The following is a 23,812-nucleotide window of genomic DNA, read 5'->3' on the forward strand; positions in this document are numbered from 1 at the left end:
CCGCCGATGAAGCCACGGGCGGGGCGGTCCTGTCCAGTAAACCCTGCTTGCCCCGCCCAGACTTTGGTGGCAGCCCCGCCCCCCGCATCTGGCCAGGCTCCGGGGCGGTCGGCACAGTCGGGGCAATTCGGGGGGATGTTCCATGGACGATCAGGCCGCTGTCGATCCGCTGCGCGCCCAGATGCTGGGCCTGGCCCGCGAGGTCGGGGGCACGCTGATCGGGCATGGCGACCTGGTCGAGCGGCTGCTGATCGCGCATCTGACCGGCGGGCACGTGCTGCTGGAGGGGCCGCCCGGCATCGCCAAGACCCGCGCGGTCAAGCAGCTGGCCCTGCGCCTGCCCGGCAGCCATGCCCGCATCCAGTGCACGCCCGACCTGCTGCCCTCGGACCTGACCGGCAGCCAGGTCTTCCGCCCCGAGACGGGGGGCTTCGACTTCCTTCCCGGTCCGGTCTTCCATTCCATCGTCTTGGTGGACGAGATCAACCGCGCGCCCCCCAAGGTCCAGTCCGCCCTGCTGGAGGCCATGGCCGAGGGTCAGGTGACCACCGGCGGCGTGACCCGCCCCCTGCCGCAGCCCTTCATGGTCGTGGCGACCCAGAACCCGATCGAGCATGAGGGGACCTTTCCCCTGCCCGAGGCGCAGATGGACCGCTTCCTGCTGCATCTGCGGCTGGACCTGCCCGGCGCCGAGGACGAGCGCGCCATCCTGGACCTGGTCGAGGCCGAGGGCCGCCACGCCCCCGTCCCCACCCACGCCCCGGTCGATGCCGCAGCCCTGGAGGCCGCGCGCGACCGCGTCGCCGCCGTCACGCTGGCCCCGGTGCTGAAGGATTTCATCATCCGCCTGGTGCTGGCCACGCGGGCCGGGGGTGTGCTGGCCGACGCGGTGGAGCATCCGGTCTCGCCGCGCGGGACGCTGGCGCTGGCGGCGGCGGTGCGGGCGCGGGCCTGGCTGCATGGCCGGGATCACGGCCTGCCCGAGGATGTGCAGGCGCTGGCCGCGGATGCGCTGGCCCACCGGCTGATCCCGAACTGGAAGGCGCAGGGCGAGGGGCGCGACGGCCGCCGCCTGATCGCCGAGGCGCTGCGGCTGGTGCAGCCGTGGTGACGACCTGGCGGGACGCGCCGGGCATCGCGCTGAGCATGGCGGCGCTCCTGGATCAGCGGGCGGGCGCCGGGGCCGGTCCGCGGCCCGTGGCGCAACGGGCGGGCGTGCTGCCCGCGCGCAGGCCCGGCAGCGGCATGGACCTGCGCGAGATCCGCGCCTGGGTGCCCGGCGACGATCCCCGGCGGCTGGACCCCTCGGCCACGGCGCGCACCGGTATCCCGCATGTGCGCGCCCTGAACGAGGACCGCGAGGACGTCACCCTGCTGATCGCCGATCTGCGGCGGCCGATGCTGTGGGGCACGGGGGCGGCGCTGCGGTCCGTGCGCGGGGCGCTGCATCTGGCGGCCCTGGGCTGGCAGGCGGTCGCGCGGCAGGGCACGGTCGGGATGATCCTGGCCGAGGATGGCGGCGCCCGCCTGACGCCTCCCGCCACCGGCGAGGCGGCGATGCGCGGCCTCTGCGCCCTCATGGCCGACCGCCATGCCGCGGCGCTGGCCGCCCCCGCCTCGGACGCTCCGCCCCTGACCGAGGCCCTGTCGCTGGCGCTGCGCGCCGCGCCGTCCGGGGCGCATGTGATCCTGGCGACTGCGCCGGGCGGCTGGTCGGGGGCCGAGGCCGTGCTGGAGCGGCTGGCCCGCGGCCGCCGGCTGGAGGTCGCGCTGATCCTGGACCCGCTGGAGGTCGCGCCGCCGTCCCGCCCCCTGCCGGTGCGCCGGGACGGGGTCGCGCGCCTGCTGCGCCTCGAGCCCGCCGATCTGGGCGCGGTCACCGACGGGCTGGCCGCCCTGGGCGCGGTGGCGCGGCAGGTCGCGCCATGAGCCCGGACCCCGCCACCCATCAGGCGCTGCTGGAGGCGCTGTCGCCGGTGCGCCTGCCCGTGGCCATGGCCACGCTGTCCTGGCCCGAGATCGTGGCGCTGCTGTCCCTGGGCCTGACCCTGGGCGTGCTGGCCGGTCTGGCGGTCCTGCCGCTGACCCGGCGCCGGGCGGGGCGCGGGCGCGCGCGCCTGTCGGACCTGCGCGTCCTGCCGGTGCCCGAACGCCTGCTGGCCATCGCGCGGCGGTTGGGACGCCTGCCCGAGGCGCTGCGGCCCGCCGCCTATGGCGCCGCCCCTCCGCCCCCCGACCGCCGGATCGAGGCCATCGCCCGCCGCACCCGCCTGTGGCGCCGATGAGCCTGGCCTGGCCCTGGCTTCTGGCGCTGATCCCGGTGCCGCTGCTGATGCGCTGGCTGCTGCCGCCCGCATCCCGCCCGCAGGCGGCGCTGGCCGTGCCGCCGCACCTGTCGGGCCGCCCCGAGGCCGGAAGGGCCGCGCCCCTGCGCGGGGTGCCGTGGCTGGCGGCGCTGGCCTGGGTCCTGCTGGTCCTGGCCCTGGCGGGTCCGCAGGTGGAGCGTCAGGCGCAGGTCGTCCCGGCCAGCGGGCGCGACATCGTCCTGGCGCTGGACCTGTCGGGCAGCATGGAGCAGACGGATTTCACCCTGGACGGGCAGCCCGTCAGCCGCCTGGACGCGGTCAAGCGCACCGCCCGCGCCTTCGTGCAGCGCCGGCAGGGCGACCGGATCGGGCTGATGATCTTCGGCGGGCGCGCCTATGTCGCGGCGCCGCTGACCCATGACCTGGACGCCGTCGTCCAAGCCATCGACGAGGCGCAGATCGGCATCTCGGGGCGCGGCACCGCCATCGCCGACGGGCTGGGCCTGGCCATCCGGCGGCTGCAGGACAGCGGCGCGCCGAGCCGGGTCGTGGTGCTGCTGTCGGACGGGGTCGACACCTCGGGCAGCGTGCCGGCGGTGGATGCGGCGCGGCTGGCGGCGACGCATGGTCTGCGCATCCACACCGTTGCCCTCGGCCCCGAGGATCTGGAGACCCGGCCTGCCGCCCGCGACGCGGTCGACGTGGCGACGCTGCGCGCGGTGGCCGAAACCGCGGGCGGGGCGCTGTTCCGGGTGCGCGACACCGCCGATCTGGACGCCATGGCGCAGGCGCTGGACCGGCTGGAGCCCGGCCCCGGCGACCGCCCGCCGCTGCGCTACTGGCGCGCGCTGTGGCCCTGGCCCGCGGCGGCGGCGTTGGCCTGCCTGATGCTGGCCGCGCTGCGGAGGCGGCCATGACCGGGGCGCTGCTGCTGCGGCCCTTGTGGCTTCTGACGCTGCTGCCGCTGCTGGCGCTGGCCTGGTGGCTGGACCGGCGCGGCCCCTCGGCCGGGGGGTGGGAGCGGGTGATGCCGCCGCCCATGCTGGCCGCGATGCGCGCCCTGGGCGTGCTGGGCGGCGGGGCCGGGCGGTGGGCGGCGCAGGGGCCGGTGGCGGGGGCGGCGCTTCTGGTGCTGGGCCTCTCGGGTCCCGCCCTGCCGCGCGCCGATGCGCCGGTGCTGGCGCGCACGGACAGCGTGCTGCTGGCCATCGACCTGTCGCCATCCGTCGCGCGCGGCCCGGCGCTGGCCCAAGCCCAGCAGGCCGCCGCCGCGCTGCTGCAGGACATGGCGGGCCGCCCCGTCGGCCTGATCCTCTATGGCGGCGAGGCCTATGCCGCCTCGGCGCCCACCACCGACCCGCGCACGCTGCAGACGATGATCGGGGTGCTGGACGCCGATACCGTGCCCGGCCAGGGCAGCCGCCCTGCCGCCGCCATCGGCCTGGCCGGGCAGATGCTGGCCGATGCGGGACAGGCCGATCTGGTGCTGATCTCGGACGGGGGCGGCGTCGATGCCCAGGCCCTGGCCGAGGCCGACCGCCTGGCCGAACAGGGCCTGCGCCTCTGGGCGGTGCGGGTGGTGGGGTCGGCCCCCGAGGCTCCGCTGCCGGCGGCGGATGCGCTGCAGCGGCTGGTCCATGGCGGGCAGCTGGTTCCGGCCGATGAGATCGACCGGCTGGCCGCACGCCTGCGGCAGGGCGGACAGCGCCGCCGCGACCCGGCGCTGTCCGCCCTGGGATATCGCGATCTGGGGCCCTTCGTCGCGGCGCTGGCCGCGCTGCCGCTGCTGCAGATGCTGAGGCGGCGGGCATGAGGGCGGCGCTGGCCCTGCTGGTCCTGGGCGCGGCGGGCTTGGCCTGGGCCGGGCCGCAGGCCCTGGGCGCGCTGGCGCTGCGCATCGGATGGGACCGTGCGGCGCTGGCGCTGCTGGACGATCCGGCTGCCCGGGGCGTGGCTTGGTACCGGATGGGCGATCACGCGCAGGCCGACGCGGCATTCGCCCGCGCGGGCCGGTCGCAGACCTACAACCGGGCGCTGTCGCTGGCGGCGACGGGGGATTATCCGCTGTCGGTCGCCTATTTCGACGCGGTGCTGTTCGCCAATCCCGCCGATGAACAGGCCCGCGCCAGCCGCGACCGCGTGGCCGCGCTGGTGCCGCCGCAGGTGGGCGACAGCCTCGCGCCGGGGCGGATCATGGGCCATGGCGGCCGCCCCGCCCCCGACGAGATGATCGCCAACGCGCTGAGCGAAGCGGCCGCCGAAAGCTGGCGCCGCCCGATCGAGGCGCGCGGCATGGCCGCCAGCGATGCGTGGCTGGCCACCATCGCCGACGACCCCGGCGCCTTCCTGGCGCTGCGCCTGCAGGCGGAACATGACCGCCGCGCGGGTCTGGGCCTGATCCGGCCCGAGGCGGGCGATCCATGGTGATCCGTCTGGCCCTGCTGATCCTCATGGCGCTGGCCGGGCCGGTCGCGGCGCAGGGCGTGCGGTCGCAGGGCTCTCCGGCAGCCGACCAGGTGCCGCTGCTGGCGCAGCCGGGGGCGCGGGCCGTGGCGGGTCCGGCGCGGGCCTCGGCCCCGCTGGCGCCGGGCGAGGCGCGGCTGCTGATCCTGCACGATCACGGCAATCCCGTCGTGGCCGAGATGGTGCGCCTGACGCTGCGCGGCGAGTACGACCTGACCGTGTCGCTGGAGAGCCTGACCTTTCCCGCCTCCGACGATTACGACTGGATGCAGATCGACCGCGACCGCTGGTTCCAGGAGCGGATCGGCGGGCGGATGATCCAGATCTTCGAACGCGACATCGCGCTGTTTCCGCGCCGGGCGGGCGACCTGACGGTGGGACCGCTGACCCATCAGCTGACCAACATCACCCGCACCGGCGCGCGCGAGGAGGTGCGGGTGACCTCGGCCCCGGCGCGGCTGACGGTCAAGCCCTTTCCCCATGCGGGCCGGCCCATGACCGCCCGGCGGCTGGTCCTGACGGACGAGCTGTCCGCCCCGCCCGGCCGCCTGGCCAAGGACGACATCCTGACCCGCCGCGTCACCATCGAGGCCCTGGGCGCGATGGCCCATCACCTGCCGCCGCGCCCCGACATCAGCCAACCTTGGCTGATCAGCTTCACCCTGCCCGAGACGCGAGAGACGATCCCGACCCCGGACGGCCCCGTCGCCCGCGTGGTCTGGGAATGGCAGATGCGCCCGCGCACGGGCGAGCCGGGCGTCCTGCCCGCGATCCCCTTTCCCTGGCTGGACACCGACAGCCGCCGGATCGAGATCGCGGCGATGGCCCCGATCCCCTTCGGTTTCGCGGGGTTCTCGGCCGCGTCGGGGGCGGGGTCGGGCGCGGGGCAGGGGGCGGCCATCGCGGCGCTGGCGGGGCTAGGGGCGCTGGCCGGGGCGGGGCTGGTGCTGCGCGGGCGCTGGCCCGCCATGGGGCGGCGGCTGCGCGCGCGGCGGGCGGGGCCGCAGGCGGCGGCGCTGCGCGAGGCTGCCGGACGCGGCGATCTGGTTGCGCTGCGGGCGGTTGCCGCGCGCGACCTGGCCTGGCGCGGAGCGGCGGGCGCAGGGCGGCGCGACCTGCTGGCGCAGCTGGACCGGCAGATCTATGGCGCGCCCGTGCCCGGCTTCGATGCGCGGGACTGGGCTGCGCGCTGGCTGGCGGGGTGAAGGGGAACCGGCGCCCGCTCTGCCAAAGGGGCGCCGGCCTGACAGGGGGGACGGGTGGGGGCCCGTGCCGCAATCAAAGCATGGCGATGCGTCGGTTTCGTGACGATCCCGCCCGATCAGGCCGGAAAGCCAGCCGACAGGCGCAACTCGCCCGTCGCCCGGCCGCGACAGTTCACGATGGGACCGCCAAGCCGCGCCCGCGCCGCCGGATCATCGCCCGCCAGCGCGCCCAGATGCGACAGCAGCGCCACGATGGCCGCCTCGCTGGCGCGGGTCGCGCCGTCGGTGATCTTCAGCGCGATGCCCAGGCCCCGTTCGGGCAGGATGGCGACGAAGACCGCCTCGGCCCCGGTCTTGATCGCGACCGTCCCGCCCATGGCGCGCATCAGCTCGGTGCAGGCGCGCCCCTCGCCCGCGACCATCAGGGGATGGCCGCGCATCGCGTCGGTCAGCCGCCGCATGGCCTGCCCGCGCCGGTCCGGGGCGGGGTCGGCGAAGCGCGCCATGGCCCGCGCCAGCCCACCCACCGTGCAGGCCCAGTTCGGCGCCGAACAGCCGTCGATGCCGAAGCCGGGGCTGATCTCTCCGGTGACCTCCTCGAAGGCCGCACGGACGGCCAGCTGCACCGGGTGGTCCGGCTCGATGTAATCGGCATGCCCGCCCAGATGCCGGTTCAGGGTCAGGAACCCCGCATGCTTGCCCGAACAGTTGTTGTGCAGCTGGCAGGGCGCGTGGTCCGAACAGGTCAGGCGGCGGTTCTCGGCCGGATCGCCCGGCATGTGGCTGCCGCAGCGCAGGTCGGCCTCGGCCAGGCCCAGCCCATCCAGCCAGGCGCCCACCGCCTCGACATGGACGCCCGCGCCCGAATGGCTGGCGCAGGCCAGGGCCAGCTGCCGGTCGGTCAGGCCGGCGGCATCGGCGGCCCCGCTCTCGATCAGGGGCAGGGCCTGGATCATCTTGCACGCCGATCGCGGATAGATCACCGCATCCGGGTCGCCCCAGGCCGCGACCACGCCCCGGCTGTCGCAGATCACCGCGTGGCCGGCATGCAGACTCTCGCGCATGTCGCCGCGCCACAGTTCGATCATCGGGATGGGGGTCATGCGGGCGATTCCTGGTGTTTCTGGACAGTTCCGGGGCGCCGCGCGGGCCTGACAATTGCGCGATTGCGCGTTCGCAGGCTTTCGCGGGCGGCAATTTTCGCTATCCTGTCCGCAGATGGTTGAAAAGACCACAGCAATCAGGAAGAACGCCGGGTGAAGCGGCGAATTGAATTGGCAGGAGGCCAGAGCATGATTACCACCACCCTGCGCGGCATGGGCGCCGGTCTTGTCCTGATCGCCGGACTGGGCGCGGCGGTTGCACAAGAGTCCAGCAATGTCGTGGCGACCGAGGGAGACTGGACCGTCTTCGCGGGCGACAACCCGCGCGAATGCTGGGCCGTCTCTCCCCCGAAATCGACCCTGAACACCCGCGACGGTCAGCCGACCGAGGTGACGCGCGGCGACATCCGCCTGTACGTGGCCTATCGCCCCGGCCAGAACGGCGAGGTCAGCTTCAGCGGCGGCTATCCCTTCGCGCCGGATTCGACGGTCGAGGTCGATGTGGGCGGCCGCACCTTCAACCTGTTCACCGAGGGCGAGAGCGCCTGGACCGGCAGCCCGTCCGACGACGAGGCGCTGATCGCGGCGCTGCGCGGCGGCTCTAGCGCGGTCGTGACCGGGCGTTCGGCCCGCGGCACCACCACCAAGGACACGTTCAGCCTGTCGGGCATCACCGCCGCGACCAACACCGCGCGGTCCAGCTGCCAGTAAGCCGGGCCTGAGGGCCACGGGACCAGATGCGGGCGGGCCGGTTGATTTCCGGCCCGCTTTCGCTTATGTGGCTGTCTTTCGCCCCGATCCCCTTCCATGCCCCAGCCCAAGGCCGGTGATTCCATGACCGATCAGACCCCGTCCGCGCCGATCACGCAGGATGTCCTGACCCTGCCGCGCAAGCTGCCCCAGACCGGGCGGACGAACATCGTCGGCCTGACGCGCGAGCAGCTGCGCGACGCGCTGATCGCCGCGGGCACGCCCGAGAAGCAGGCCAAGATGCGCCTCGGGCAGGTCTGGCAGTGGGTCTATCACTGGGGCGTGCGCGATTTCGCGCAGATGACCAACCTTGCCAAGGACTATCGCGCCCTTCTGGCCGAGCATTTCGAGATCGTCCTGCCCGAGATGGTGACCCGCCAGGTCAGCAGCGACGGCACCCGCAAGTATCTGGTCCGCATCGCCGGCGGCCATGAGGTCGAGGTCGTTTACATCCCCGAGGAGGGCCGCGGCACGCTGTGCATCAGCAGCCAGGTGGGCTGCACGCTGACCTGCTCCTTCTGCCACACCGGCACGCAGAAGCTGGTGCGCAACCTGACCGCCGGAGAGATCGTGGGCCAGCTGATGCTGGCGCGCGACGATCTGGGCGAATGGCCCGTCCAGGGCGCGCCCAAGGACGAGACGCGGCTGGTCAGCAACATCGTCCTGATGGGCATGGGCGAGCCGCTGTACAATTTCGACAACGTCCGCGACGCGATGAAGGTGGTGATGGACGGCGAGGGCCTGTCCCTGTCGCGCCGCCGGATCACCCTGTCCACCAGCGGCGTCGTCCCCGAGATCGCCCGCACCGCGCGCGAGATCGGCTGCCTGCTGGCCGTCAGCTTCCACGCCACGACCGACGAGGTCCGCGACCGGCTGGTGCCGATCAACAAGCGCTGGAACATCGAGACCCTGCTGGAGGCGCTGCGCGACTACCCGCGCCTGACCAACAGCGAGCGGATCACGTTCGAATACGTGATGCTGGCGGGCGTGAACGACAGCGACGAGGACGCGCATCGCCTGGTCAGGCTGATCGAGGGCATCCCGGCCAAGATCAACCTGATCCCGTTCAACGAATGGCCCGGCGCGCCCTACAAGCGGTCCAGCAACAACCGAATCCATGCCTTCGCCGACATCATCTACAAGGCGGGCTATGCCAGCCCCATCCGCACCCCGCGCGGCGAGGACATCATGGCCGCCTGCGGCCAGCTGAAATCCGCGACCGAACGCGGCCGCAAGACGCGTGCCCAGATCGAGGCCGAGACCGCCTGACGGCGTCTGTCCTCAGCGGCGCCTGCCGCCGCGGGGCAGGGTCGTGCGGTTGCCGCGCGGCCCGGTCTGGACGGGGGTGTTGGCGCGGTTCTCCTCGGCCAGCTTGCGCCAGCGTTCGACGCGCTCGGCCGACAGGGTGCCCGCGGCGACGGCGGCCTGCACGGCACAGCCCGGCTCATGCGCATGGGTGCAGTCGCGGAACCGGCACAGGGGGGCCAGCTCGGTGATCTCGGCGAACAGCTGATCCAGCCCGGCGGACAGGTCGCTGACATGCAGCGTGCGCATCCCCGGCGTGTCGATGACCCAGCCCCCGCCCGCGACCGGATGCAGCGAGCGCGCCGTGGTCGTGTGCCGCCCCTTGGCGTCCGATTCGCGGATCGCGCCGGTGGCCTGCGCGTCGCGGCCCGACAGGGTGTTCAGGAGCGTCGACTTGCCCACTCCCGACGATCCGACCAGCGCCACCGTCCGGCCCGGCCCGCACCAGGGCGCCAGCACGGCGGCGGCAACGGCCGATTTCGCGTTCAGCGCCACGACCTCCAGGTCGCGCTGCAGGGCGCGGGCGCGCCCGAGCCACGGGGCCGGGTCGTCGATCTTGTCGATCTTGGTCAGCACGATGACGGGATGCGTCTCGGCCTCGTTGGCAAGCGCCAGATAGCGCTCCAGCCGCGCGGGGTTGAAGTCGTCGTTGCACGAGGTGACGATGAACAGCACGTCCACATTGGCCGCGATCAGCTGGCGGACATGCGCCCCCTCCGTCCGGCGCCGGAGCAGCGACAGCCGCTCCAGCCCCCGCGCCACCACGCGGGTGTCGGGATGGACCAGCACCCAGTCCCCCACCGCGTAATCCGCCGTCGTGCCGTTCAGCGGCAGGTCCAGCCGGACCTGCCCCGACCCGGTCTCGGCCATCAGCCGCGTGCGGTGGACCGAGGCCACGCGCATGGGCGCCAGCCCCGCGTCATCGGCCCCGCACTGATCGGCGAAGAAGGGCTGCCAGCCCAGATCGGCCAGCGCGGCGTCAGGCATCGGCGGCGGGCCAGGCGTCCATGACGGCCAGCGCCTCCTCGGCTGTCTCGACATAGCGGATCAGGTCCAGGTCGGCGGGGCTGATCGTGCCCGCCCGCGCCAGCGCCTGCCAGTTGATGATTCCGTCCCAGAACGCGGCCCCGAACAGGATCACCGGGATGCGCACCATGCGACCGGTCTGGATCAGGGTCAGCGCCTCGAACAACTCGTCCAAGGTGCCGAAGCCGCCGGGGAACACCGTGATGGCGCGGGCGCGCATCAGGAAGTGCATCTTGCGGATCGCGAAATAGTGGAAGTTGAAGCACAGGTCCGGCGTGACATAGGGGTTCGGTGCCTGCTCGTGCGGCAGCACGATGCCCAAGCCGATGGACCGGCCGCCGGCCTCATGCGCGCCCAGATTGCCCGCCTCCATCACGCCGGGGCCGCCGCCGGTGCAGACGACCAGCTCGGTCCCGCCTTGGGCCAGGCTGCGTTCGGTGACCTTGCGGGCGAAGTCGCGCGCCTCGGTGTAGAAGGCCGAAAGTTCCGCCAGGGCCGGGCTGCGCGCGTCGCGCGGCGCGCCGTCGGGCGCCGGGATGCGCGCGCCGCCGAACATCACCACGGTCGAGGCGATGCCGTGTTCGTCCATGATCATCTGCGGCTTCAGCAGCTCCAGCTGCAGCCGGACCGGGCGCAGCTCCTCGCGCAGCAGGAAGTCGCGGTCGGTGAAGGCCAGCTGATAGGAGGGCGCGCGGGTCTGGGGCGTGTCGGGCACATGGCGGACCCGCGCCGCGTCGCGGCTGCTGTCGGGCAGGGGATGGCTGCGGTCCTGGTCGGGCAGTTCGGTCATTCGGGCCTCTGGACTTGGGGCATGCGCGGATTGCGCGGACCCTCCTTGGTGCTTATAGCCCAAGGCCGACAGTTTCCACCCGGACGCGACAGCAGCAAGAGGCCAAGATGACCCAAGACCTGGAACAAGCCATCGAAACCGCGTGGGAGGCCCGCGCCGAGATCACCTCCGACACCCAGGGCCCCGCCCGCGAGGCCGTGCGCGAAACGCTGCACCGGCTGGACAGCGGCAGCCTGCGCGTGGCCGAGAAGCGCGACGCCGACTGGCATGTGAACCAATGGGCCAAGAAGGCCGTGCTGCTGTCCTTCCGCCTGAACGACATGGAAGAGATGGCGGGCGGCCCGCAGGGCACCAACTGGTGGGACAAGGTGCCGTCCAAGTTCCTGGGCTGGAGCCAGGACGACTGGCGCCGGGCGGGGTTCCGCGCCGTGCCGGGCGCGGTGGTGCGCCGGTCGGCATTCATCGGCAAGGGCGCGGTGCTGATGCCCTCCTTCGTCAACCTGGGCGCCCATGTGGGCGAGGGGACGATGGTGGACACCTGGGCCACGGTCGGCTCCTGCGCGCAGATCGGCAGGAACGTCCACCTGTCGGGCGGCGTGGGCATCGGCGGCGTGCTGGAGCCGCTGCAGGCGGGGCCGACGATCATCGAGGATGACTGCTTCATCGGCGCGCGGTCCGAGGTGGTCGAGGGCTGCATCGTGCGCGAGGGCTCGGTCCTGGGCATGGGCGTCTATATCGGCCAGTCCACCAAGATCGTCGACCGCGAGACCGGCGAGGTCATGTATGGCGAGGTTCCGGCCGGATCGGTCGTCGTCGCGGGCACCATGCCGTCGAAGAACGGCGTCAACCTCTATTGCGCGGTGATCGTCAAGCGGGTGGACGCCAAGACGCGGTCCAAGACCTCGATCAACGAGCTGCTGCGCGACTGATGACCACGCTCTACATCGATGCGGATGCCTGCCCGGTCAAGGCCGAGGCCGAGCGGGTGGCCGTCCGCATGGGTGTGCCGATGGTGCTGGTCTGCAACGGCGGCCTGAGGATGCCCACGCATCCGCTGGTCCGGCTGCAGATCGTGGCGGCGGGGCCGGACGAGGCTGACAAGTGGATCGCCGACAGCTGCGGTCCGGGCGACGTCGTGGTGACGGGCGATCTGCCGCTGGCGGATCGCTGCATCAAGGCGGGGGCCGCGGTGCTGACCCATGCCGGAGAGGTGCTGGACGCGCGCAACATCGGCCCGCGCCTGGCCACGCGCGACCTGATGGCCGACCTGCGCGCGGCGGACCCGTTCCGGCAGGGCGGCGGCGCGGCCTTCGGCAAGGCCGACCGGGCGCGATTCCTGCAGGCGCTGGACCGGCTGCTGGTGGCGGCGCGGCGCGCGGGCTGATCAGGGACCCCGCCGCGCCCCGGCGCGTTGGCCCTCCGAGAAACAGGAGACTGCGATGAGCGACGACACCGTCATCACTGATCTGATCGGCCGTGTACGCGAAGGTGCCAACGGCGAGCGGGTCAGCGTCGGCGAGATCGTCGAATCCCTGGGGCAGGATTCGCTGCCGCCCAACCTGATGATCCCGGCGCTGGCGGTGGTGTCGCCCTTGTCGGGGATTCCGCTGTTCTCCAGCATCTGCGGGATGCTGATCGCGCTGATCGCGGCGCAGATGCTGATGGGGCGGGACCATGTCTGGCTGCCGGGGTTCCTGTCGCGGCGCGAGGTGGCGGGGGCCAGGCTGCGCAAGGCGCTGGACTGGATGGAGACACCCGCGCGGTTCCTCGACCGGGTCAGCCACGAGCGCCTGACGCCCCTGGTGCGCCGCCCGATGCGGTGGGTGGTGCAGGCGATCTGCCTGGGCTGCGGGCTGGTGATGCCGCTGTTGGAGTTCATCCCGTTCACCTCGTCGCTGATGGGCGTGGTGGTCAGCCTGCTGGCCTTCGGCCTGCTGGCGCGGGACGGAATGTTCGTGCTGCTGGGCTTTGCGGCGATCGGCGGGGTGGTGGCGCTGGTGCTGACCCTGATGCCCTGAGCCGGGAGCGGGCGGGCGGGGCATCGAGCCCCGCCCGCCCGCCGCCGCGTTGCGGCGTGGCGCGTGTCTCAGGCGGGCTTGATCTTGTCGGCCGTCCCGCCGGCAAAGGCCGCCAGGCGGTCGCGGGCCGCGGCCTGGGTGTTCACCACGCCGGCCACCGCCGATTCGGCATAGGCGGCGTCCAGCGCACTCATGTTCTGCATGTGGCTGATGGCCGAGCAGATGGCGAAGTTCGACAGCGGCGGGTTCTGCGCCGCCCGGCGCGCGATCTGCAGGGCGTGGGCGGCCGGGTCCTCGACCATGTACTGGCAGAGGCCCACCGACACGGCCTCGTCCCCGCGATAGAGCCGGCCGGTCAGCATCATGTCGATCATTCGCGCCTTGCCCATCAGGTCGGCCACGCGGATCGTCGCGCCGCCGCCGGTGAACAGGCCACGCTGCCCCTCGGGCAGGCCGAAATAGGTGCCGGGCCCCGCCACGCGGATATGCGCGGCGCTGGCCAGTTCCAGGCCGCCGCCCACGACCGCCCCATGCAGGACGGCAATGACCGGAACGCCGCCATATTCCATCCGGTTGAACGCATCGTGCCAGCGCAGGCAGACCTGCATGAAGTCGGCGGCGCTGCGATCCTCGCGGTGATGTTCCACCAGGTCCAGCCCGGCGCAGAAGTGATCGCCCGCCGCGTCCAGGATCGCGGCGCGCACGCCCGCGCGCGGCAGGGTGGTGAAGATGTCGATCAGCTCCTCGATGGTGGCCAGGTCCAGCGCGTTGCGCTTGGCCGGGCGGTTCAGGGTGACGCGGGCGATGCCCTCGTCATCCACCGCCAGCAGGATGTTCGACAGCCTCAGATCCGCGATGTCGCGCATGTCCGGTTCTCCTCCCGTTGCATCGCAGGCCGGGTTAGCGCGGCCCGCAGCCGCCGTCGAGCCGAACTTGACCCATCGGCGGCAGGCGCTAGGCTGAGGGCGCCATCCAGGGAGGGATGAACCATGAAGGACCTGACCCCGACCAATGCCGCCACCGCCACCCGCCGCCGCGCCGCCATGGCGCGCGGCGTGGGCGTGATGACCGACCATTTCGCGGCCCATGCCGAGAACGCGACCGTCACCGACATCGAGGGCAACCGCCTGATCGATTTCGCCGCCGGCATCGCGGTCGTGAACACCGGCCATCGCCACCCCCGCGTGATCGAGGCCGTGCGCGCGCAGCTGGACGCCTTCACCCATACCTGCCACCAGGTCCTGCCCTATGAGAATTACGTCCGTCTGGCCGAGCGTCTGAACGACGCCACCCCCGGCGATTTCGCCAAGAAGACGATCTTTGTCACCACCGGGGCCGAGGCCTGCGAGAACGCGGTCAAGATCGCCCGCGCGGCCACGAGACGCGATGCGGTCATCGCCTTCACCGGCGCGTTCCACGGGCGGACCTTCATGGGGATGACGCTGACCGGCAAGGTGGTGCCCTACAAGAAGGGCTTCGGCGGCATGATGCCCGACGTCTTTCACGCGCCCTTCCCCTGCCCGCTGCACGGGGTCACGACCGAGGACAGCCTGGCCGCCATCGACAAGCTGTTCAAGGCCGACCTGGACCCCGCCCGCGTCGCCGCCATCGTCTTCGAGCCGGTGCAGGGCGAGGGGGGCTTCTATCCCGCGCCCACCGATTTCGTGCGGGCAATCCGCGCGCTGTGCGACCGGCATGGCATTCTGATGATCGCCGACGAGGTGCAGACCGGCTTTGCCCGCACCGGCCGCCTGTTCGCGATGGAGCATCACGGCGTCGCGGCCGATCTGGTGACCATGGCCAAGGGGCTGGGCGGCGGGCTGCCCATCGCCGCCGTGACGGGCCGGGCCGAGATCATGGACGCGGCCGAGCCGGGGGGCCTGGGCGGCACCTATGGCGGCAACCCCTTGGGGATCGCGGCGGGCCTGGCGGTGCTGGACGTGATCGCGGAGGAAGGCCTGTGCGAACGCGCCGACCGCCTTGGCGCGACACTGAAGGCGCGGCTGGAGGCGATCCGGTCGCGGATGCCGGAACTGGCCGACATCCGCGGGCCGGGCTTCATGGTCGCGGCCGAGTTCATCGGCCCGGACGGGCCGGACGCCGCCCTGACCGCGCGGGTTCGCGAACAGGCGCTGGCGCGGGGGCTTCTGCTGCTGACCTGCGGGGTGCATGGCAACGTGATCCGCTTCCTGGCGCCGCTGACCATCCCGGACGACCAGTTCGCGCAGGCGCTGGACATCCTGGAGGAGGCGATGCTGGCCGCGCGGGCCTAGGCGCCGATCAGCACCATCAGCGCGGGGATGGTCAGGATGCTGGCCGCGGTCGAGATCAGGATCGCGGTCGACACCCGCTGCTGCGCCAGCCCGAAATGCTGCGCCAGGATATAGACGTTGCCCGCCACCGGCAGGCCCGCCGCGACCACCATGACCCCCGCCGACACCGGATCAACGCCGAACCCCCACGCGGCCAGACCCACCGCGGCCGGGTGCAGGACCAGCTTGGCCCCCGACAGCCAGGCCGAGGGCGCCAGCCGCGCCAGGCTGCGCCCCGCCAGGCTGGCACCGATCGCGAACAGCGCGCCGGGCGTGGCGGCCGCCCCCAGGATCGACAGGAACTCGTCCAGGGGGCCGGGCATGGGCAGGCCCAGCCCGCCCCAGCCAAGCCCCGCGACCATCGCCAGGATCATCGGGTTGGCGGCGATTCCGCGCAGCACTGGCCGGATGGCGGCCACGCCCACCCCGCCGTTGCGCGAGGCATGCACGATGAGCGTGATCAGCGTGGAAAAGACCAGCATGTCGATGATCAGCACCATCAGCACCGGCCCGATCGCCGCCGGCCCCAGCAGCACGACCAGCATCGGCACGCCCAGAAAGCCGGTATTGCCGGTCATGCAGCACTGTGCCTCCATCGCGGCCTCGGCCAGGCCCAGGCCGCGGCGGCGCGCGACCCACAGGCCCATGGCCCAGACCGCGGATGATCCCGACAGATAGGCCAGCACGAAGCGCAGATCGAACAGTTGGCCCAGATCGACCCCCGCCGCAAAGCGGAACAGCATCGCCGACAGCGCGAAATAGAACACGAACTTCGTCAGCCAGGCCGCGCCCTGGGCGGGAAAGAACCGCGTGGCCGCGGCGACCCATCCCAGCCCGATCAGGGCGAAGAATGGCAGGGTCTTGAGCAGGATATCGGTCATCTGGCCCCCGGGCGGGGGCCGTCAGCCCGATCCGATCAGCACCCCCACGGCCAGCACCAGACCACCGCCCACCACGACTTGCAAGGTCGCGCGCCAGAAGGGCGTCTGCATCCAGCGGTTCTGGATCCAGGCGATGGCCCACAGCTCGACGAAGACGACCAGGATGGCGATGGTGGTCGCGGTCCAGAAATCGGGGATCAGATAGGGCAAAGCGTGTCCCATCCCGCCCACGGTGGTCATCACCCCCGACGACAGGCCGCGCTTGAGCGGCGATCCGCGTCCCGACACGACCCCGTCGTCGGAGGCAGCCTCGGTGAAGCCCATGCTGATGCCCGCGCCGATGCTGGCGGCGGCGCCAACCAGGAAGGTCGTCCAGGGGTCCTGCGTGGCAAAGGCCACGGCAAAGATCGGCGCCAGGGTCGAGACGCTGCCGTCCATCAGCCCCGCCAGGCCCGGCTGCACCCAGGTCAGGACAAAGTCGCGATGGGCGACGGCATCCTCCTCGGCGCGGGCATCGGCGGGCAGCAGCGCCTCGGACAGCTCGTGGGCGCGGTTCTCGTGGCCGCGTTCGGCGGCGGCCAGGTCGCCCAGCAGCTTGCGCGTGCCGGCATCCTGGCTGACCTGGGCGGCATGGGCATAGAAGTCGGCGGCGTCGCGCTCCATCCCGGCGGCCTCGGCGCGGATCGTCTCCAGCGACAGCGTCTCCATCATCCAGGCGGGGCGGCGGGTCAGATAGCCCGCGACATGCTCTCGCCGGATCACCGGGATCGCCTCGCCCCATCGGCGCTGATGCACCTCGAGGAGCAGGCGGCGGTGGGTGTCCTCCTCGGCGCTCATGGCGTCGAAGACGGCGGCGCTGGCCGGATAGTCGCGGCGCAGGAAGGCCGCCCAGTGGCGATAGATGCGGGCGTCGTCCTCCTCGGAGGCGATGGCCAGGGCCACGATCTCCTGCTCGGTCAGTTCCGACAGGCGCTTGCGCGCGGAAAGGAAGGGCATCGTCATGTCAGTCTGCGTCCCCGGATGGGGCGGGCCCGCCGCCATCCGCCGGGGCAGGGCTGCCCTTGCGGATGGTGAAGTCCAGCGTGCCGTCGCCCGGATCGTCCAGACGCACCATGGCATGGCCCGCGGCCTCGCAGAAATGCGGCACATCGACCATCGCCATGCGATCGGTCGCGATCAGGCGGCACAGCGCCCCCGCGGGCAGCGCCGCCAGCACCTTGCGCAGCCGCAGCACCGGCAGCGGGCACAGCAGGTCGCGCGCATCGATGACGACGGGCGTCCCGGTCATGGCACGGCGGCGAATCGGTCCAGGCACCAGCCGGTCAGGTCCGCGGGCGCGACGCGGCAGGCCAGGTCGCCCGCGAACTCCAGGAAGGCCGCCTGCTGCTGGCGCGGGACATAGAGGACGACCGCCTGCCCGTCGCCCAGGGCCTGGCCGATCAGGTCGCGAAAGCCGCGCCCCGCGGCTTCCTGACGGCCGAACTTGGGGATGATGACCAACCCCGCGCCCGGCAGGTGCGGCGCGGTGCGCGCGACCGCCATCTCCAGCGCGCCCGTGTCCAGGCGGCACCCCTCGGCCCCCGGCCCGAGCGACTGAGAGATGCGCAGCGGCGGCAGGTCGGAACCCAGCACCACCATCTCCATGTCGCAGGGGCGGTCGGGGCCCAGATCGATGTTGCGCTGCACCGCGCCGGCCACGGGCAGGCCCCGCGCGCCAAGGTCGCGGGCCAGCCGCTCCAGCACGCGGTCGGCGGCACCGGGGGGCGCCTCCGCATCCATGGTGAACCAAGCCAGCATCCCGCCCCCCTACACGCCGCTGTCCAGCGCGAATTTCATCAACCCGTTGATTCCGTCCACCCCCAGCTTCTTCTTCAGCGCCGAGGAGGTGTTCGCCGCGGTCTTGTAGCTGACGCCCAGCTGATCCGCGATGGCCTGCAGCCCGTGGCCCTGCCCGATCAGCGCCAGCACCTGGCGTTCGCGGTCCGACAGCGCGCCCAGGGGGTCGCCTGCCGCGCCCGCGCGCAGCGTGGCCAGCGCCAGGGCCTGCTTGGGCGACAGGTAGAACTCGTCCGCCTCCAGCTGCCGGACGGCGTCGCGGAAATCGGATGGCGGGGCGTTCTTGGACAGGAAGCCCTGCGCCCCCGCCTGAAGGGCGCGGGCCGCAAAGCCCGTCTGGTCGTTCATGGAGAAGACCAGGATGCGCGCCTCGGGCGCGGCCTCGCGCAGCGGCGCGATCAGCTCGATCCCGCCGGTGCCGGGCAGGTTCAGGTCCAGGACGATCAGGTCGGGCGCCGCGTCGCGGGACAGCTGTTCCATCGCCTCCTCGCCGCTCATGGCCTGGCCGACCGGGTCGTAGCCCAGCTCTCGCAGCAGGCGGCTGGCGCCCAGATGGGTGATCGGGTGGTCGTCGATGACCAGGGCGCGTTTCGTCACGGGGTTGTCCAGTCCTTGTCGGGGCCGGGTCCGGCGGGGTCCGGCTCCGGCGGCATCTGCGGCGGGCGGGGCAGGGCGGCCTCCAGCCGGGTGCCCCGCCCGGTGGTGCGGCAGGCGGGCCCGACCGTCAGCGTGCCCCCCAGCAGCGTGATGCGTTCGCGCATGCCGGTCAGCCCGGTCCCCTCCGGGCGGTCGGCCGGTATTCCGCCGCCATCGTCGGTCAGGATCATGCGCCACTGCGCCGGATCGGTCCAGAGCCGGATCGCGACATGGCCCGCCCCGGCATGGCGCAGCGCGTTGGTCGTGCCCTCCTGCAGGATGCGGAACAGCGTCAGGGCGGTCGATTCGTCCGGTTCTGGCAGGCCCGCCGCGACATCGAGCTCGAAGCGCGTGTCGGGAAAGCGGCGGTTCAGGTCGTCCACATAGTCGCCCAGCACCGTGGCCAGCGGTAGCTGCCCCACCGCCATCGGGCGCAGGTCGTCCAGCAGGGCGCGGTTCACGCGGGCGATCTGATCGGCGATGGCCGCGATCTGGGCGGCGGCCTGCACGGCGGCCGGGTCGGGGGAATGGCGGAGCGCGTCGGCCTCAACCCGCAGGCCGAAGAGGCAGGGGCCCATCTCGTCATGCAGGTCGCGGGCGATGGCCTGGCGTTCGGCATCGGCCCGCGCGACGATCTGCGCCTGCAGCCGGTGCCGTTCGTCGCGGGCCTGCGCCAAGGTGCGGGCCAGGGCGTCGGCATGGGCGGCCAGCGGCGCCAGGTCGGGCTGGGGCAGGGGGCCGATGGCGGGCTCCAGCGCGCCGCGCGCCATGTCCGACAGGCGCACGGCGATGGTGCCCACGGGCCGCAGCGCCTGCGCCAGCGCCGCTGCGATCAGCCCCGCCTGGACCAGCGCCGCCGCAAGGGCCAGCGCCATCAGGTCGCGCATGTCACGCCAGGCGCGCGCGATCTCCTGGCCCGGATCGCCCGCGATCAGCACGAGGCCCCGCGGCCGGCCCGCCACCACCACCGGCAGGCGGATCTCCTGCGGGGCGGGGGCGACGAGGGCGGTGAACCATGCCGGTGCCGGCGCCGCGGTGGCGGGCGGCCCTGCGGGCGGGCGGGCGCGGCCGTCCAGCACGTCCAGGATGGTGATGCGCGCGTGGCGGGGTTGGGTCAGCCGTTCGGGCAGCAGCGCCATGATCCGGTCGGGCGGCACCGCCCCCTGCATCGTGCCGATCGTGGCCAAGACCAGGCTGCGCGCGGTCTCGGCGCCCATCTGGGTCTCGGTCGCGATGTCGCGGCGCAGCCGGTCCAGGCTGCCCGCCGCCAGGGCGGCGATCAGGGCCGTCTGGACGATCAGGATCACGATCAGGATGCGGGCGCGCAGGGTCATGGCCGCGACAGTGGCCCCGGACGCCGGCCGAGGCAATGGGGGGCGCTGCCCCCCGTCCTGCGGACTCCCCCCGGGATATTTTTCTGAAGAAGAAGGGGGCGGGCTTTCCTGTCGCGATGGGCGCGCGTAAGGATTGGCGCATGAGCGATTACGACGATCTGGCGGCCCGCATCCGGGCCCTGTGCGAGGGCGAGACCGACGAGGTCGCGCTGATGGCCACCGTGGCCTGCGAACTGCATCATTCCGACGACCGATTCGACTGGACCGGGTTCTATCGCGTGGTGGCGCCCGAGTTGTTGAAGATCGGCCCCTATCAAGGCGGGCATGGCTGTCTGGTCATCCCCTTTGCGCGCGGGGTCTGCGGCGCCGCGGCGCGCACGCGCGGGGTGCAGATCGTCCCCGATGTCGAGGCCTTTCCCGGCCATATCGCCTGCTCCAGCAGCACCCGGTCCGAGATCGTGCTGCCGGTGATGGGCGCGGATGGGCGGCTGATCGGGGTTCTGGACATCGACAGCGACCGGCCCGACGCCTTCGATCAGCGCGATGCCGACGCGCTGACGGCCATCCTGGCCGACGTCTTCGGGCGGCTGTGAGCAAGGGCGGGGACGCGCGATGATCTGGGAGACGCTGGCGAACATTCCCGCGGGACAGCTGACGGCCTTCATCGCGGGCGGGCTGGTCCTGAACTTCGCGCCCGGGCAGGACGTGTTCTTTGCCAGCGCCTGCGGCATCCAGGGCGGGCCGCGGGCCGGGGCCTGGGCGGGGTTTGGCGTGGGCCTAGGCGTGCTGATGCATGTGGCGCTGGCCACCGTGGGTCTGGGCGCGATCGTCGCGGCCCATCCCGAGGCGCTGCGCGCGATCAAGTATGCGGGTGCGGCCTATCTGCTGTGGCTGGCCTGGAAGAGCTGGCGGTCGGGAGACGTGGACCCGTCCGCGCGGGGCAGCGTGCGTGTCTGGAACATCATCCGGCGGGGGTTCCTGTCCAATGCGCTGAACCCCAAGCCGGTGTTGTTCCTGCTGGCCTTCCTGCCGCAGTTCACCAACCCGGCCTGGGGGCCGGTCTGGCAGCAGATCCTAGGGCTGGGGCTGATCTTCGCGTTCACCGGGACGCTGGTCACGATGGGCTACGGCATCGTCGGCGGGCTGGCCGGGGCGGTGATCGGCAGGCGGCTGGGGCTGGTCAACAAGGTCGCAGCCGTGATGTTCGCGGGGCTGGCGGTCCGCCTCGTCTGGAAATGAGCGATTTCGTCTATGCGCCGCCGCCCGATGCGCCGGTGATCCTGCATGCCGACGACCAGGTCTTGGTCGTGGACAAGCAGGCGGGTCTGCTGTCTGTGCCCGGGCGCGGCGAGGATCGGGCCGACTGCCTGATCGCGCGGCTGCGCGGCGCCTTTCCGACCGTGCTGCTGGTGCATCGGCTGGATCTGGACACGTCAGGGGTCATGGTCTTTGCCCTGACGCCCCATGCGCAGCGCCACCTGTCCAGGCAGTTCGAGGAGCGGCAGACCCGCAAGGTCTATGTCGCGCGGCTGGCCGGACGGCTGGAGCCTGCGACGGGCCGGGTCGATCTGCCGCTGATCGTCGACTGGCCGAACCGGCCGCGCCAGAAGGTGGACCATGCCGAGGGGCGTCCCGCCCAGACCGACTGGCGCGTGGTGCGCGCCACCGATGACGAGACCCGCGTGCGGCTGATGCCGGTGACCGGGCGAAGCCATCAGCTGCGCGTCCACATGGCCTCCCTGGGCCACCCGATCCTGGGCGATCCGCTGTACGCGACGGGGGCGGCCGCCGACCACCCCCGCCTGATGCTGCATGCCGAGAGCCTGCGGTTCCGCCACCCCGACAGCGGGGTGCAGAGCGGGTTCTCGGCCAAGGTGCCGTTCTAGGTCAGGACCCCTCGCCCTCGGGGTACCACGGCGCGATCACGACCTCGGTCTGGGCGCCGCTCTCCTCCAGCAGGCGGGTGAACTCCTCCAGGTCGCTGCCGCGGTGGTGATAGGGATAGACGACGGCGGGGGCGAAGGCCGCGACGGCCTCGGCCGCCTGTTCTACCGACATGGTGTAGGGCAGGTTCATCGGCACGAAGGCCACGTCGATGTCGGTCATTGCGCGCAGTTCGGGCGTGTCCTCGGTATCGCCGGCGATCAGGAACCGCGACCCCCCGACGGTCAGCACATAGCCGTTGTCGCGGCCCTGCGGATGGTTCTGCAGGCGGTCCTCGGTCGTGTTGTAGGCGGGGATCGCCTCGACCGGCAGCCCCAGGGCCTCTCCGGTGTCGCCGTTCTCCATCGCGGTGGTGCGCCCGGCCATGGGCTCGGGCAGCATGCCCGCGACGGCGGGATTGGCGATCACCGGCACCTCGGGCAGGGCGTCCAGCGTGGGCTGGTCGTAATGGTCGCCATGTTCGTGCGTGATCAGGATCAGGTCGGGCGCGGGCAACTCGGCATAGGCCTCGGCCCCGCCCACGGGATCGATATAGATCACCCCGGCGGGGGTCTCCAGCACCATGCTGGCGTGATCGACGGGATGGATCACCACCTCGCCGCCCTCGACCTCGTGGCGGAACTCGCTGTCCTGGGCATGTGCGGGAAGGGCGGTGGTGGCCGCGAGGGTTGCGGCCAGGGTCAGGCCGGTTCGACGGGTCAGCAGCATGGTGCCTCCTGTTGCTGTCGGGATTTCGGATCGACGGGGCGGAACCGGCGGGGGGGCGCAGAGTTCCGGGCGCGGCTTGCGGCGGAATGCCGCGTGACCTAAGCCTTGGGTGTCGGGGATCGGTCGGAGGTTGGGATGACACATCTGTGGGTCAGGGCGGAGAGCCGCCCGAACGAGGATCGGGTGGGCATCACCCCGGACGGGGTCCGCCGCCTGATCGCGCGCGGCATGCGCGTCACGGTCGAGGACAGCGCCCGTCGCGTCATTCCCACCGAGGATTACGCCGCCGCCGGTGCGGAGATCGTGCCCGAGGGCAGCTGGCCCGGCGCCCCGGCCGATGCGATCGTCTTCGGCCTCAAGGAGCTGCCTGAGGACGGCACGCCCCTGACCCACCGCCACATCATGTTCGGCCACGCCTTCAAGGGCCAGCCCGCCGGGCAGGTGCTGCTGGGCCGGTTCCGCGACGGGGGCGGGACGCTTCTGGACTTGGAATACCTGACGGACGAGACCGGGCGGCGGCTGGCGGCCTTCGGCTATTGGGCGGGCTATGCGGGAGCGGCGGTGTCGCTGATGGCCTGGGCCGCGCAGCAGTCGGGCGGGATCTGCCCGCCGGTCCGGGCCTATCCCGACCGCCACATGATGCAGGACGACCTGCGCGCGCGCATGGATGCCACGGGCCGCCCGCGGCCCCGGGCCATCGTCATCGGCGCCAAGGGCCGCGTTGGCACGGGCGCGTCGGACCTGCTGACCGCGATGGGGGTCCGCGTCACGTGCTGGGACATGGCCGAGACTGCCCATGGCGGCCCGTTCCCCGAGATCCTGCTGCACGACGTCCTGATCAACGCGATCCTGGCCCATCCCGGCGCGCCGGTTTTTGTCGCGCCCGAGGCCGTCGGTCCGGGCCGCACCCTCGGCGTGATCGGCGACGTGGCCTGCGACCCGACCAGCGATTTCTCCCCGATCAAGGTCTATGACCGCACCACCGACTGGCAGGCGCCGGTCCTGCGCGTGGCCGAGGACCCGGTGCTGGACGTGATGGCGATCGACAACCTGCCCTCGATGCTGCCGCGCGAGAGCAGCGAGGATTACGCGGCCCAGCTGCTGCCCGTGCTGGAGGCGCTGGATGCGCCGCAGGAGGGGGCCTGGGGCCGGGCCGAGGCGCTCTATCGCCAGCATCTGGCGCGGCTCTAGGCGG

General features: G+C 72.5%; 28 protein-coding genes. 17 read left to right on the top strand and 11 right to left on the bottom strand.

The genetic code is table 11. The features are described from left to right. The first annotated feature begins 142 nt into the window (after positions 1 to 142). From AC2SGK_RS11825 to AC2SGK_RS11855, 7 genes are read left to right on the top strand one after another with little or no spacing between them, the layout of a single operon-like run. A complete protein-coding gene (locus tag AC2SGK_RS11825; RefSeq protein ID WP_488323728.1) occupies positions 143 to 1,111 on the top strand; it encodes an AAA family ATPase in 969 nt (322 codons plus the stop codon). Further along, positions 1,108 to 1,929, top strand: coding sequence for a DUF58 domain-containing protein (locus AC2SGK_RS11830; RefSeq protein WP_488323729.1), 822 nt, complete (start codon positions 1,108 to 1,110; stop codon positions 1,927 to 1,929). Before AC2SGK_RS11825 ends, AC2SGK_RS11830 begins: the two co-directional genes overlap by 4 nt. Next, a complete protein-coding gene (locus AC2SGK_RS11835; RefSeq protein ID WP_488323730.1) occupies positions 1,926 to 2,285 on the top strand; it encodes a hypothetical protein in 360 nt (119 codons plus the stop codon). The genes AC2SGK_RS11830 and AC2SGK_RS11835 overlap by 4 nt, the downstream gene beginning before the upstream one ends. Then, entirely contained in the window at positions 2,282 to 3,223 is a 942-nt protein-coding gene (locus AC2SGK_RS11840) for a VWA domain-containing protein (RefSeq protein WP_488323731.1), read from the top strand. Before AC2SGK_RS11835 ends, AC2SGK_RS11840 begins: the two co-directional genes overlap by 4 nt. Continuing rightward, positions 3,220 to 4,119, top strand: a complete 900-nt coding sequence (locus AC2SGK_RS11845; RefSeq protein WP_488323732.1) for a VWA domain-containing protein — start codon at positions 3,220 to 3,222, stop codon at positions 4,117 to 4,119. Before AC2SGK_RS11840 ends, AC2SGK_RS11845 begins: the two co-directional genes overlap by 4 nt. Next, on the top strand, positions 4,116 to 4,733 hold the full coding sequence (locus AC2SGK_RS11850) for a hypothetical protein (protein ID WP_488323733.1): 618 nt from the start codon (positions 4,116 to 4,118) through the stop codon (positions 4,731 to 4,733). Before AC2SGK_RS11845 ends, AC2SGK_RS11850 begins: the two co-directional genes overlap by 4 nt. Further along, a complete protein-coding gene (locus tag AC2SGK_RS11855; protein ID WP_488323734.1) occupies positions 4,727 to 5,974 on the top strand; it encodes a hypothetical protein in 1,248 nt (415 codons plus the stop codon). The genes AC2SGK_RS11850 and AC2SGK_RS11855 overlap by 7 nt, the downstream gene beginning before the upstream one ends. A gap of 116 nt (positions 5,975 to 6,090) precedes the next feature. Here AC2SGK_RS11855 and AC2SGK_RS11860 read toward each other — a convergent pair whose 3' ends face one another. After that, positions 6,091 to 7,077, bottom strand: coding sequence for an asparaginase (locus AC2SGK_RS11860; protein ID WP_488323735.1), 987 nt, complete (start codon positions 7,075 to 7,077; stop codon positions 6,091 to 6,093). A 189-nt stretch (positions 7,078 to 7,266) separates the two neighbouring features. On the opposite strand from AC2SGK_RS11860, the gene AC2SGK_RS11865 reads away from it, so the two are divergent. Then, entirely contained in the window at positions 7,267 to 7,788 is a 522-nt protein-coding gene (locus AC2SGK_RS11865; RefSeq protein WP_488323736.1) for an invasion associated locus B family protein, read from the top strand. 123 nt (positions 7,789 to 7,911) lie between these two features. Beyond that, the gene (gene rlmN, locus AC2SGK_RS11870) at positions 7,912 to 9,096 is read left to right on the top strand and encodes a dual-specificity RNA methyltransferase RlmN (protein ID WP_488323737.1); all 1,185 of its coding nucleotides are present in this window, start codon (positions 7,912 to 7,914) and stop codon (positions 9,094 to 9,096) included. Between the two features lie 12 nt (positions 9,097 to 9,108). Here rlmN and rsgA read toward each other — a convergent pair whose 3' ends face one another. Both rsgA and AC2SGK_RS11880 read right to left on the bottom strand, forming a co-directional pair. After that, on the bottom strand, positions 9,109 to 10,119 hold the full coding sequence (gene rsgA, locus AC2SGK_RS11875; RefSeq protein WP_488323738.1) for a ribosome small subunit-dependent GTPase A: 1,011 nt from the start codon (positions 10,117 to 10,119) through the stop codon (positions 9,109 to 9,111). Next, positions 10,112 to 10,948 carry an LOG family protein gene (locus AC2SGK_RS11880; protein ID WP_488323739.1) on the bottom strand — a complete coding sequence of 279 codons (837 nt, stop codon included), beginning with the start codon at positions 10,946 to 10,948 and terminating at the stop codon, positions 10,112 to 10,114. The genes rsgA and AC2SGK_RS11880 overlap by 8 nt, the downstream gene beginning before the upstream one ends. A 107-nt stretch (positions 10,949 to 11,055) precedes the next feature. Between AC2SGK_RS11880 and dapD the strand changes: the two genes are divergently transcribed. The 3 genes from dapD to AC2SGK_RS11895 are packed head-to-tail and all read left to right on the top strand — an operon-like array spanning position 11,056 to position 12,966. Beyond that, positions 11,056 to 11,877 carry a 2,3,4,5-tetrahydropyridine-2,6-dicarboxylate N-succinyltransferase gene (dapD, locus tag AC2SGK_RS11885; protein ID WP_488323740.1) on the top strand — a complete coding sequence of 274 codons (822 nt, stop codon included), beginning with the start codon at positions 11,056 to 11,058 and terminating at the stop codon, positions 11,875 to 11,877. Beyond that, complete coding sequence (locus tag AC2SGK_RS11890) at positions 11,877 to 12,332, top strand: YaiI/YqxD family protein (RefSeq protein ID WP_488323741.1); 456 nt, start codon at positions 11,877 to 11,879, stop codon at positions 12,330 to 12,332. The genes dapD and AC2SGK_RS11890 overlap by 1 nt, the downstream gene beginning before the upstream one ends. 55 nt (positions 12,333 to 12,387) lie before the next feature. Then, complete coding sequence (locus AC2SGK_RS11895; RefSeq protein ID WP_488323742.1) at positions 12,388 to 12,966, top strand: exopolysaccharide biosynthesis protein; 579 nt, start codon at positions 12,388 to 12,390, stop codon at positions 12,964 to 12,966. A 68-nt stretch (positions 12,967 to 13,034) separates the two neighbouring features. On the opposite strand, the gene AC2SGK_RS11900 is transcribed toward AC2SGK_RS11895, so the two are convergent. Next, positions 13,035 to 13,832: a crotonase/enoyl-CoA hydratase family protein gene (locus tag AC2SGK_RS11900; protein WP_488323743.1), complete on the bottom strand. Its 798-nt coding sequence runs from the start codon at positions 13,830 to 13,832 to the stop codon at positions 13,035 to 13,037. A 123-nt stretch (positions 13,833 to 13,955) separates the two neighbouring features. Between AC2SGK_RS11900 and AC2SGK_RS11905 the strand changes: the two genes are divergently transcribed. After that, the gene (locus tag AC2SGK_RS11905; RefSeq protein ID WP_488323744.1) at positions 13,956 to 15,239 is read left to right on the top strand and encodes a 4-aminobutyrate--2-oxoglutarate transaminase; all 1,284 of its coding nucleotides are present in this window, start codon (positions 13,956 to 13,958) and stop codon (positions 15,237 to 15,239) included. Here AC2SGK_RS11905 and AC2SGK_RS11910 read toward each other — a convergent pair. The 6 genes from AC2SGK_RS11910 to AC2SGK_RS11935 are packed head-to-tail and all read right to left on the bottom strand — an operon-like array spanning position 15,236 to position 19,965. After that, complete coding sequence (locus tag AC2SGK_RS11910; protein WP_488323745.1) at positions 15,236 to 16,159, bottom strand: AEC family transporter; 924 nt, start codon at positions 16,157 to 16,159, stop codon at positions 15,236 to 15,238. The genes AC2SGK_RS11905 and AC2SGK_RS11910 overlap by 4 nt on opposite strands. A gap of 21 nt (positions 16,160 to 16,180) precedes the next feature. Beyond that, positions 16,181 to 17,155: an iron exporter MbfA gene (gene mbfA / locus AC2SGK_RS11915; RefSeq protein WP_411838183.1), complete on the bottom strand. Its 975-nt coding sequence runs from the start codon at positions 17,153 to 17,155 to the stop codon at positions 16,181 to 16,183. Between the two features lie 7 nt (positions 17,156 to 17,162). Beyond that, a complete protein-coding gene (locus tag AC2SGK_RS11920) occupies positions 17,163 to 17,447 on the bottom strand; it encodes a sulfurtransferase TusA family protein (protein ID WP_488323746.1) in 285 nt (94 codons plus the stop codon). Further along, positions 17,444 to 17,956: a DUF2478 domain-containing protein gene (locus AC2SGK_RS11925; protein ID WP_488323747.1), complete on the bottom strand. Its 513-nt coding sequence runs from the start codon at positions 17,954 to 17,956 to the stop codon at positions 17,444 to 17,446. Before AC2SGK_RS11925 ends, AC2SGK_RS11920 begins: the two co-directional genes overlap by 4 nt. A 9-nt stretch (positions 17,957 to 17,965) precedes the next feature. Continuing rightward, entirely contained in the window at positions 17,966 to 18,592 is a 627-nt protein-coding gene (locus AC2SGK_RS11930) for a response regulator (protein ID WP_488323748.1), read from the bottom strand. Beyond that, positions 18,589 to 19,965, bottom strand: coding sequence for a sensor histidine kinase (locus AC2SGK_RS11935; RefSeq protein WP_488323749.1), 1,377 nt, complete (start codon positions 19,963 to 19,965; stop codon positions 18,589 to 18,591). The genes AC2SGK_RS11930 and AC2SGK_RS11935 overlap by 4 nt, the downstream gene beginning before the upstream one ends. Before the next feature lie 140 nt (positions 19,966 to 20,105). On the opposite strand from AC2SGK_RS11935, the gene AC2SGK_RS11940 reads away from it, so the two are divergent. The 3 genes from AC2SGK_RS11940 to AC2SGK_RS11950 are packed head-to-tail and all read left to right on the top strand — an operon-like array spanning position 20,106 to position 21,851. Beyond that, on the top strand, positions 20,106 to 20,558 hold the full coding sequence (locus tag AC2SGK_RS11940) for a GAF domain-containing protein (RefSeq protein WP_488323750.1): 453 nt from the start codon (positions 20,106 to 20,108) through the stop codon (positions 20,556 to 20,558). A gap of 19 nt (positions 20,559 to 20,577) precedes the next feature. After that, positions 20,578 to 21,204, top strand: a complete 627-nt coding sequence (locus tag AC2SGK_RS11945; RefSeq protein ID WP_488323751.1) for a LysE family translocator — start codon at positions 20,578 to 20,580, stop codon at positions 21,202 to 21,204. Further along, a complete protein-coding gene (locus tag AC2SGK_RS11950) occupies positions 21,201 to 21,851 on the top strand; it encodes a pseudouridine synthase (RefSeq protein ID WP_488323752.1) in 651 nt (216 codons plus the stop codon). Before AC2SGK_RS11945 ends, AC2SGK_RS11950 begins: the two co-directional genes overlap by 4 nt. 1 nt (position 21,852) lies before the next feature. On the opposite strand, the gene AC2SGK_RS11955 is transcribed toward AC2SGK_RS11950, so the two are convergent. Continuing rightward, a complete protein-coding gene (locus AC2SGK_RS11955; protein ID WP_488323753.1) occupies positions 21,853 to 22,617 on the bottom strand; it encodes an MBL fold metallo-hydrolase in 765 nt (254 codons plus the stop codon). Between the two features lie 135 nt (positions 22,618 to 22,752). Here AC2SGK_RS11955 and AC2SGK_RS11960 point away from each other — a divergent pair, with 135 nt between their 5' ends. Then, entirely contained in the window at positions 22,753 to 23,808 is a 1,056-nt protein-coding gene (locus AC2SGK_RS11960) for a saccharopine dehydrogenase (protein WP_488323754.1), read from the top strand. Positions 23,809 to 23,812: the final 4 nt, after the last annotated feature.

The sequence above is a fragment of the Paracoccus sp. NIOT.M2S5SZ12 genome, assembly GCF_057748165.1.

What these genes read in the sequence shown, in the direction of transcription:
- AC2SGK_RS11825 (WP_488323728.1), top strand. Translation starts at nt 143, where the DNA reads ATGGACGATCAGGCCGCTGTCGATCCGCTGCGCGCCCAGATGCTGGGC.
- AC2SGK_RS11835 (WP_488323730.1), top strand. Translation starts at nt 1,926, where the DNA reads ATGAGCCCGGACCCCGCCACCCATCAGGCGCTGCTGGAGGCGCTGTCG.
- AC2SGK_RS11840 (WP_488323731.1), top strand. Translation starts at nt 2,282, where the DNA reads ATGAGCCTGGCCTGGCCCTGGCTTCTGGCGCTGATCCCGGTGCCGCTG.
- AC2SGK_RS11845 (WP_488323732.1), top strand. Translation starts at nt 3,220, where the DNA reads ATGACCGGGGCGCTGCTGCTGCGGCCCTTGTGGCTTCTGACGCTGCTG.
- AC2SGK_RS11850 (WP_488323733.1), top strand. Translation starts at nt 4,116, where the DNA reads ATGAGGGCGGCGCTGGCCCTGCTGGTCCTGGGCGCGGCGGGCTTGGCC.
- AC2SGK_RS11855 (WP_488323734.1), top strand. Translation starts at nt 4,727, where the DNA reads ATGGTGATCCGTCTGGCCCTGCTGATCCTCATGGCGCTGGCCGGGCCG.
- AC2SGK_RS11860 (WP_488323735.1), bottom strand. Translation starts at nt 7,077, where the DNA reads ATGACCCCCATCCCGATGATCGAACTGTGGCGCGGCGACATGCGCGAG.
- AC2SGK_RS11865 (WP_488323736.1), top strand. Translation starts at nt 7,267, where the DNA reads ATGATTACCACCACCCTGCGCGGCATGGGCGCCGGTCTTGTCCTGATC.
- rlmN (WP_488323737.1), top strand. Translation starts at nt 7,912, where the DNA reads ATGACCGATCAGACCCCGTCCGCGCCGATCACGCAGGATGTCCTGACC.
- rsgA (WP_488323738.1), bottom strand. Translation starts at nt 10,119, where the DNA reads ATGCCTGACGCCGCGCTGGCCGATCTGGGCTGGCAGCCCTTCTTCGCC.
- AC2SGK_RS11880 (WP_488323739.1), bottom strand. Translation starts at nt 10,948, where the DNA reads ATGACCGAACTGCCCGACCAGGACCGCAGCCATCCCCTGCCCGACAGC.
- dapD (WP_488323740.1), top strand. Translation starts at nt 11,056, where the DNA reads ATGACCCAAGACCTGGAACAAGCCATCGAAACCGCGTGGGAGGCCCGC.
- AC2SGK_RS11890 (WP_488323741.1), top strand. Translation starts at nt 11,877, where the DNA reads ATGACCACGCTCTACATCGATGCGGATGCCTGCCCGGTCAAGGCCGAG.
- AC2SGK_RS11895 (WP_488323742.1), top strand. Translation starts at nt 12,388, where the DNA reads ATGAGCGACGACACCGTCATCACTGATCTGATCGGCCGTGTACGCGAA.
- AC2SGK_RS11900 (WP_488323743.1), bottom strand. Translation starts at nt 13,832, where the DNA reads ATGCGCGACATCGCGGATCTGAGGCTGTCGAACATCCTGCTGGCGGTG.
- AC2SGK_RS11905 (WP_488323744.1), top strand. Translation starts at nt 13,956, where the DNA reads ATGAAGGACCTGACCCCGACCAATGCCGCCACCGCCACCCGCCGCCGC.
- AC2SGK_RS11910 (WP_488323745.1), bottom strand. Translation starts at nt 16,159, where the DNA reads ATGACCGATATCCTGCTCAAGACCCTGCCATTCTTCGCCCTGATCGGG.
- mbfA (WP_411838183.1), bottom strand. Translation starts at nt 17,155, where the DNA reads ATGCCCTTCCTTTCCGCGCGCAAGCGCCTGTCGGAACTGACCGAGCAG.
- AC2SGK_RS11920 (WP_488323746.1), bottom strand. Translation starts at nt 17,447, where the DNA reads ATGACCGGGACGCCCGTCGTCATCGATGCGCGCGACCTGCTGTGCCCG.
- AC2SGK_RS11925 (WP_488323747.1), bottom strand. Translation starts at nt 17,956, where the DNA reads ATGCTGGCTTGGTTCACCATGGATGCGGAGGCGCCCCCCGGTGCCGCC.
- AC2SGK_RS11935 (WP_488323749.1), bottom strand. Translation starts at nt 19,965, where the DNA reads ATGACCCTGCGCGCCCGCATCCTGATCGTGATCCTGATCGTCCAGACG.
- AC2SGK_RS11940 (WP_488323750.1), top strand. Translation starts at nt 20,106, where the DNA reads ATGAGCGATTACGACGATCTGGCGGCCCGCATCCGGGCCCTGTGCGAG.
- AC2SGK_RS11945 (WP_488323751.1), top strand. Translation starts at nt 20,578, where the DNA reads ATGATCTGGGAGACGCTGGCGAACATTCCCGCGGGACAGCTGACGGCC.
- AC2SGK_RS11950 (WP_488323752.1), top strand. Translation starts at nt 21,201, where the DNA reads ATGAGCGATTTCGTCTATGCGCCGCCGCCCGATGCGCCGGTGATCCTG.
- AC2SGK_RS11955 (WP_488323753.1), bottom strand. Translation starts at nt 22,617, where the DNA reads ATGCTGCTGACCCGTCGAACCGGCCTGACCCTGGCCGCAACCCTCGCG.
- AC2SGK_RS11960 (WP_488323754.1), top strand. Translation starts at nt 22,753, where the DNA reads ATGACACATCTGTGGGTCAGGGCGGAGAGCCGCCCGAACGAGGATCGG.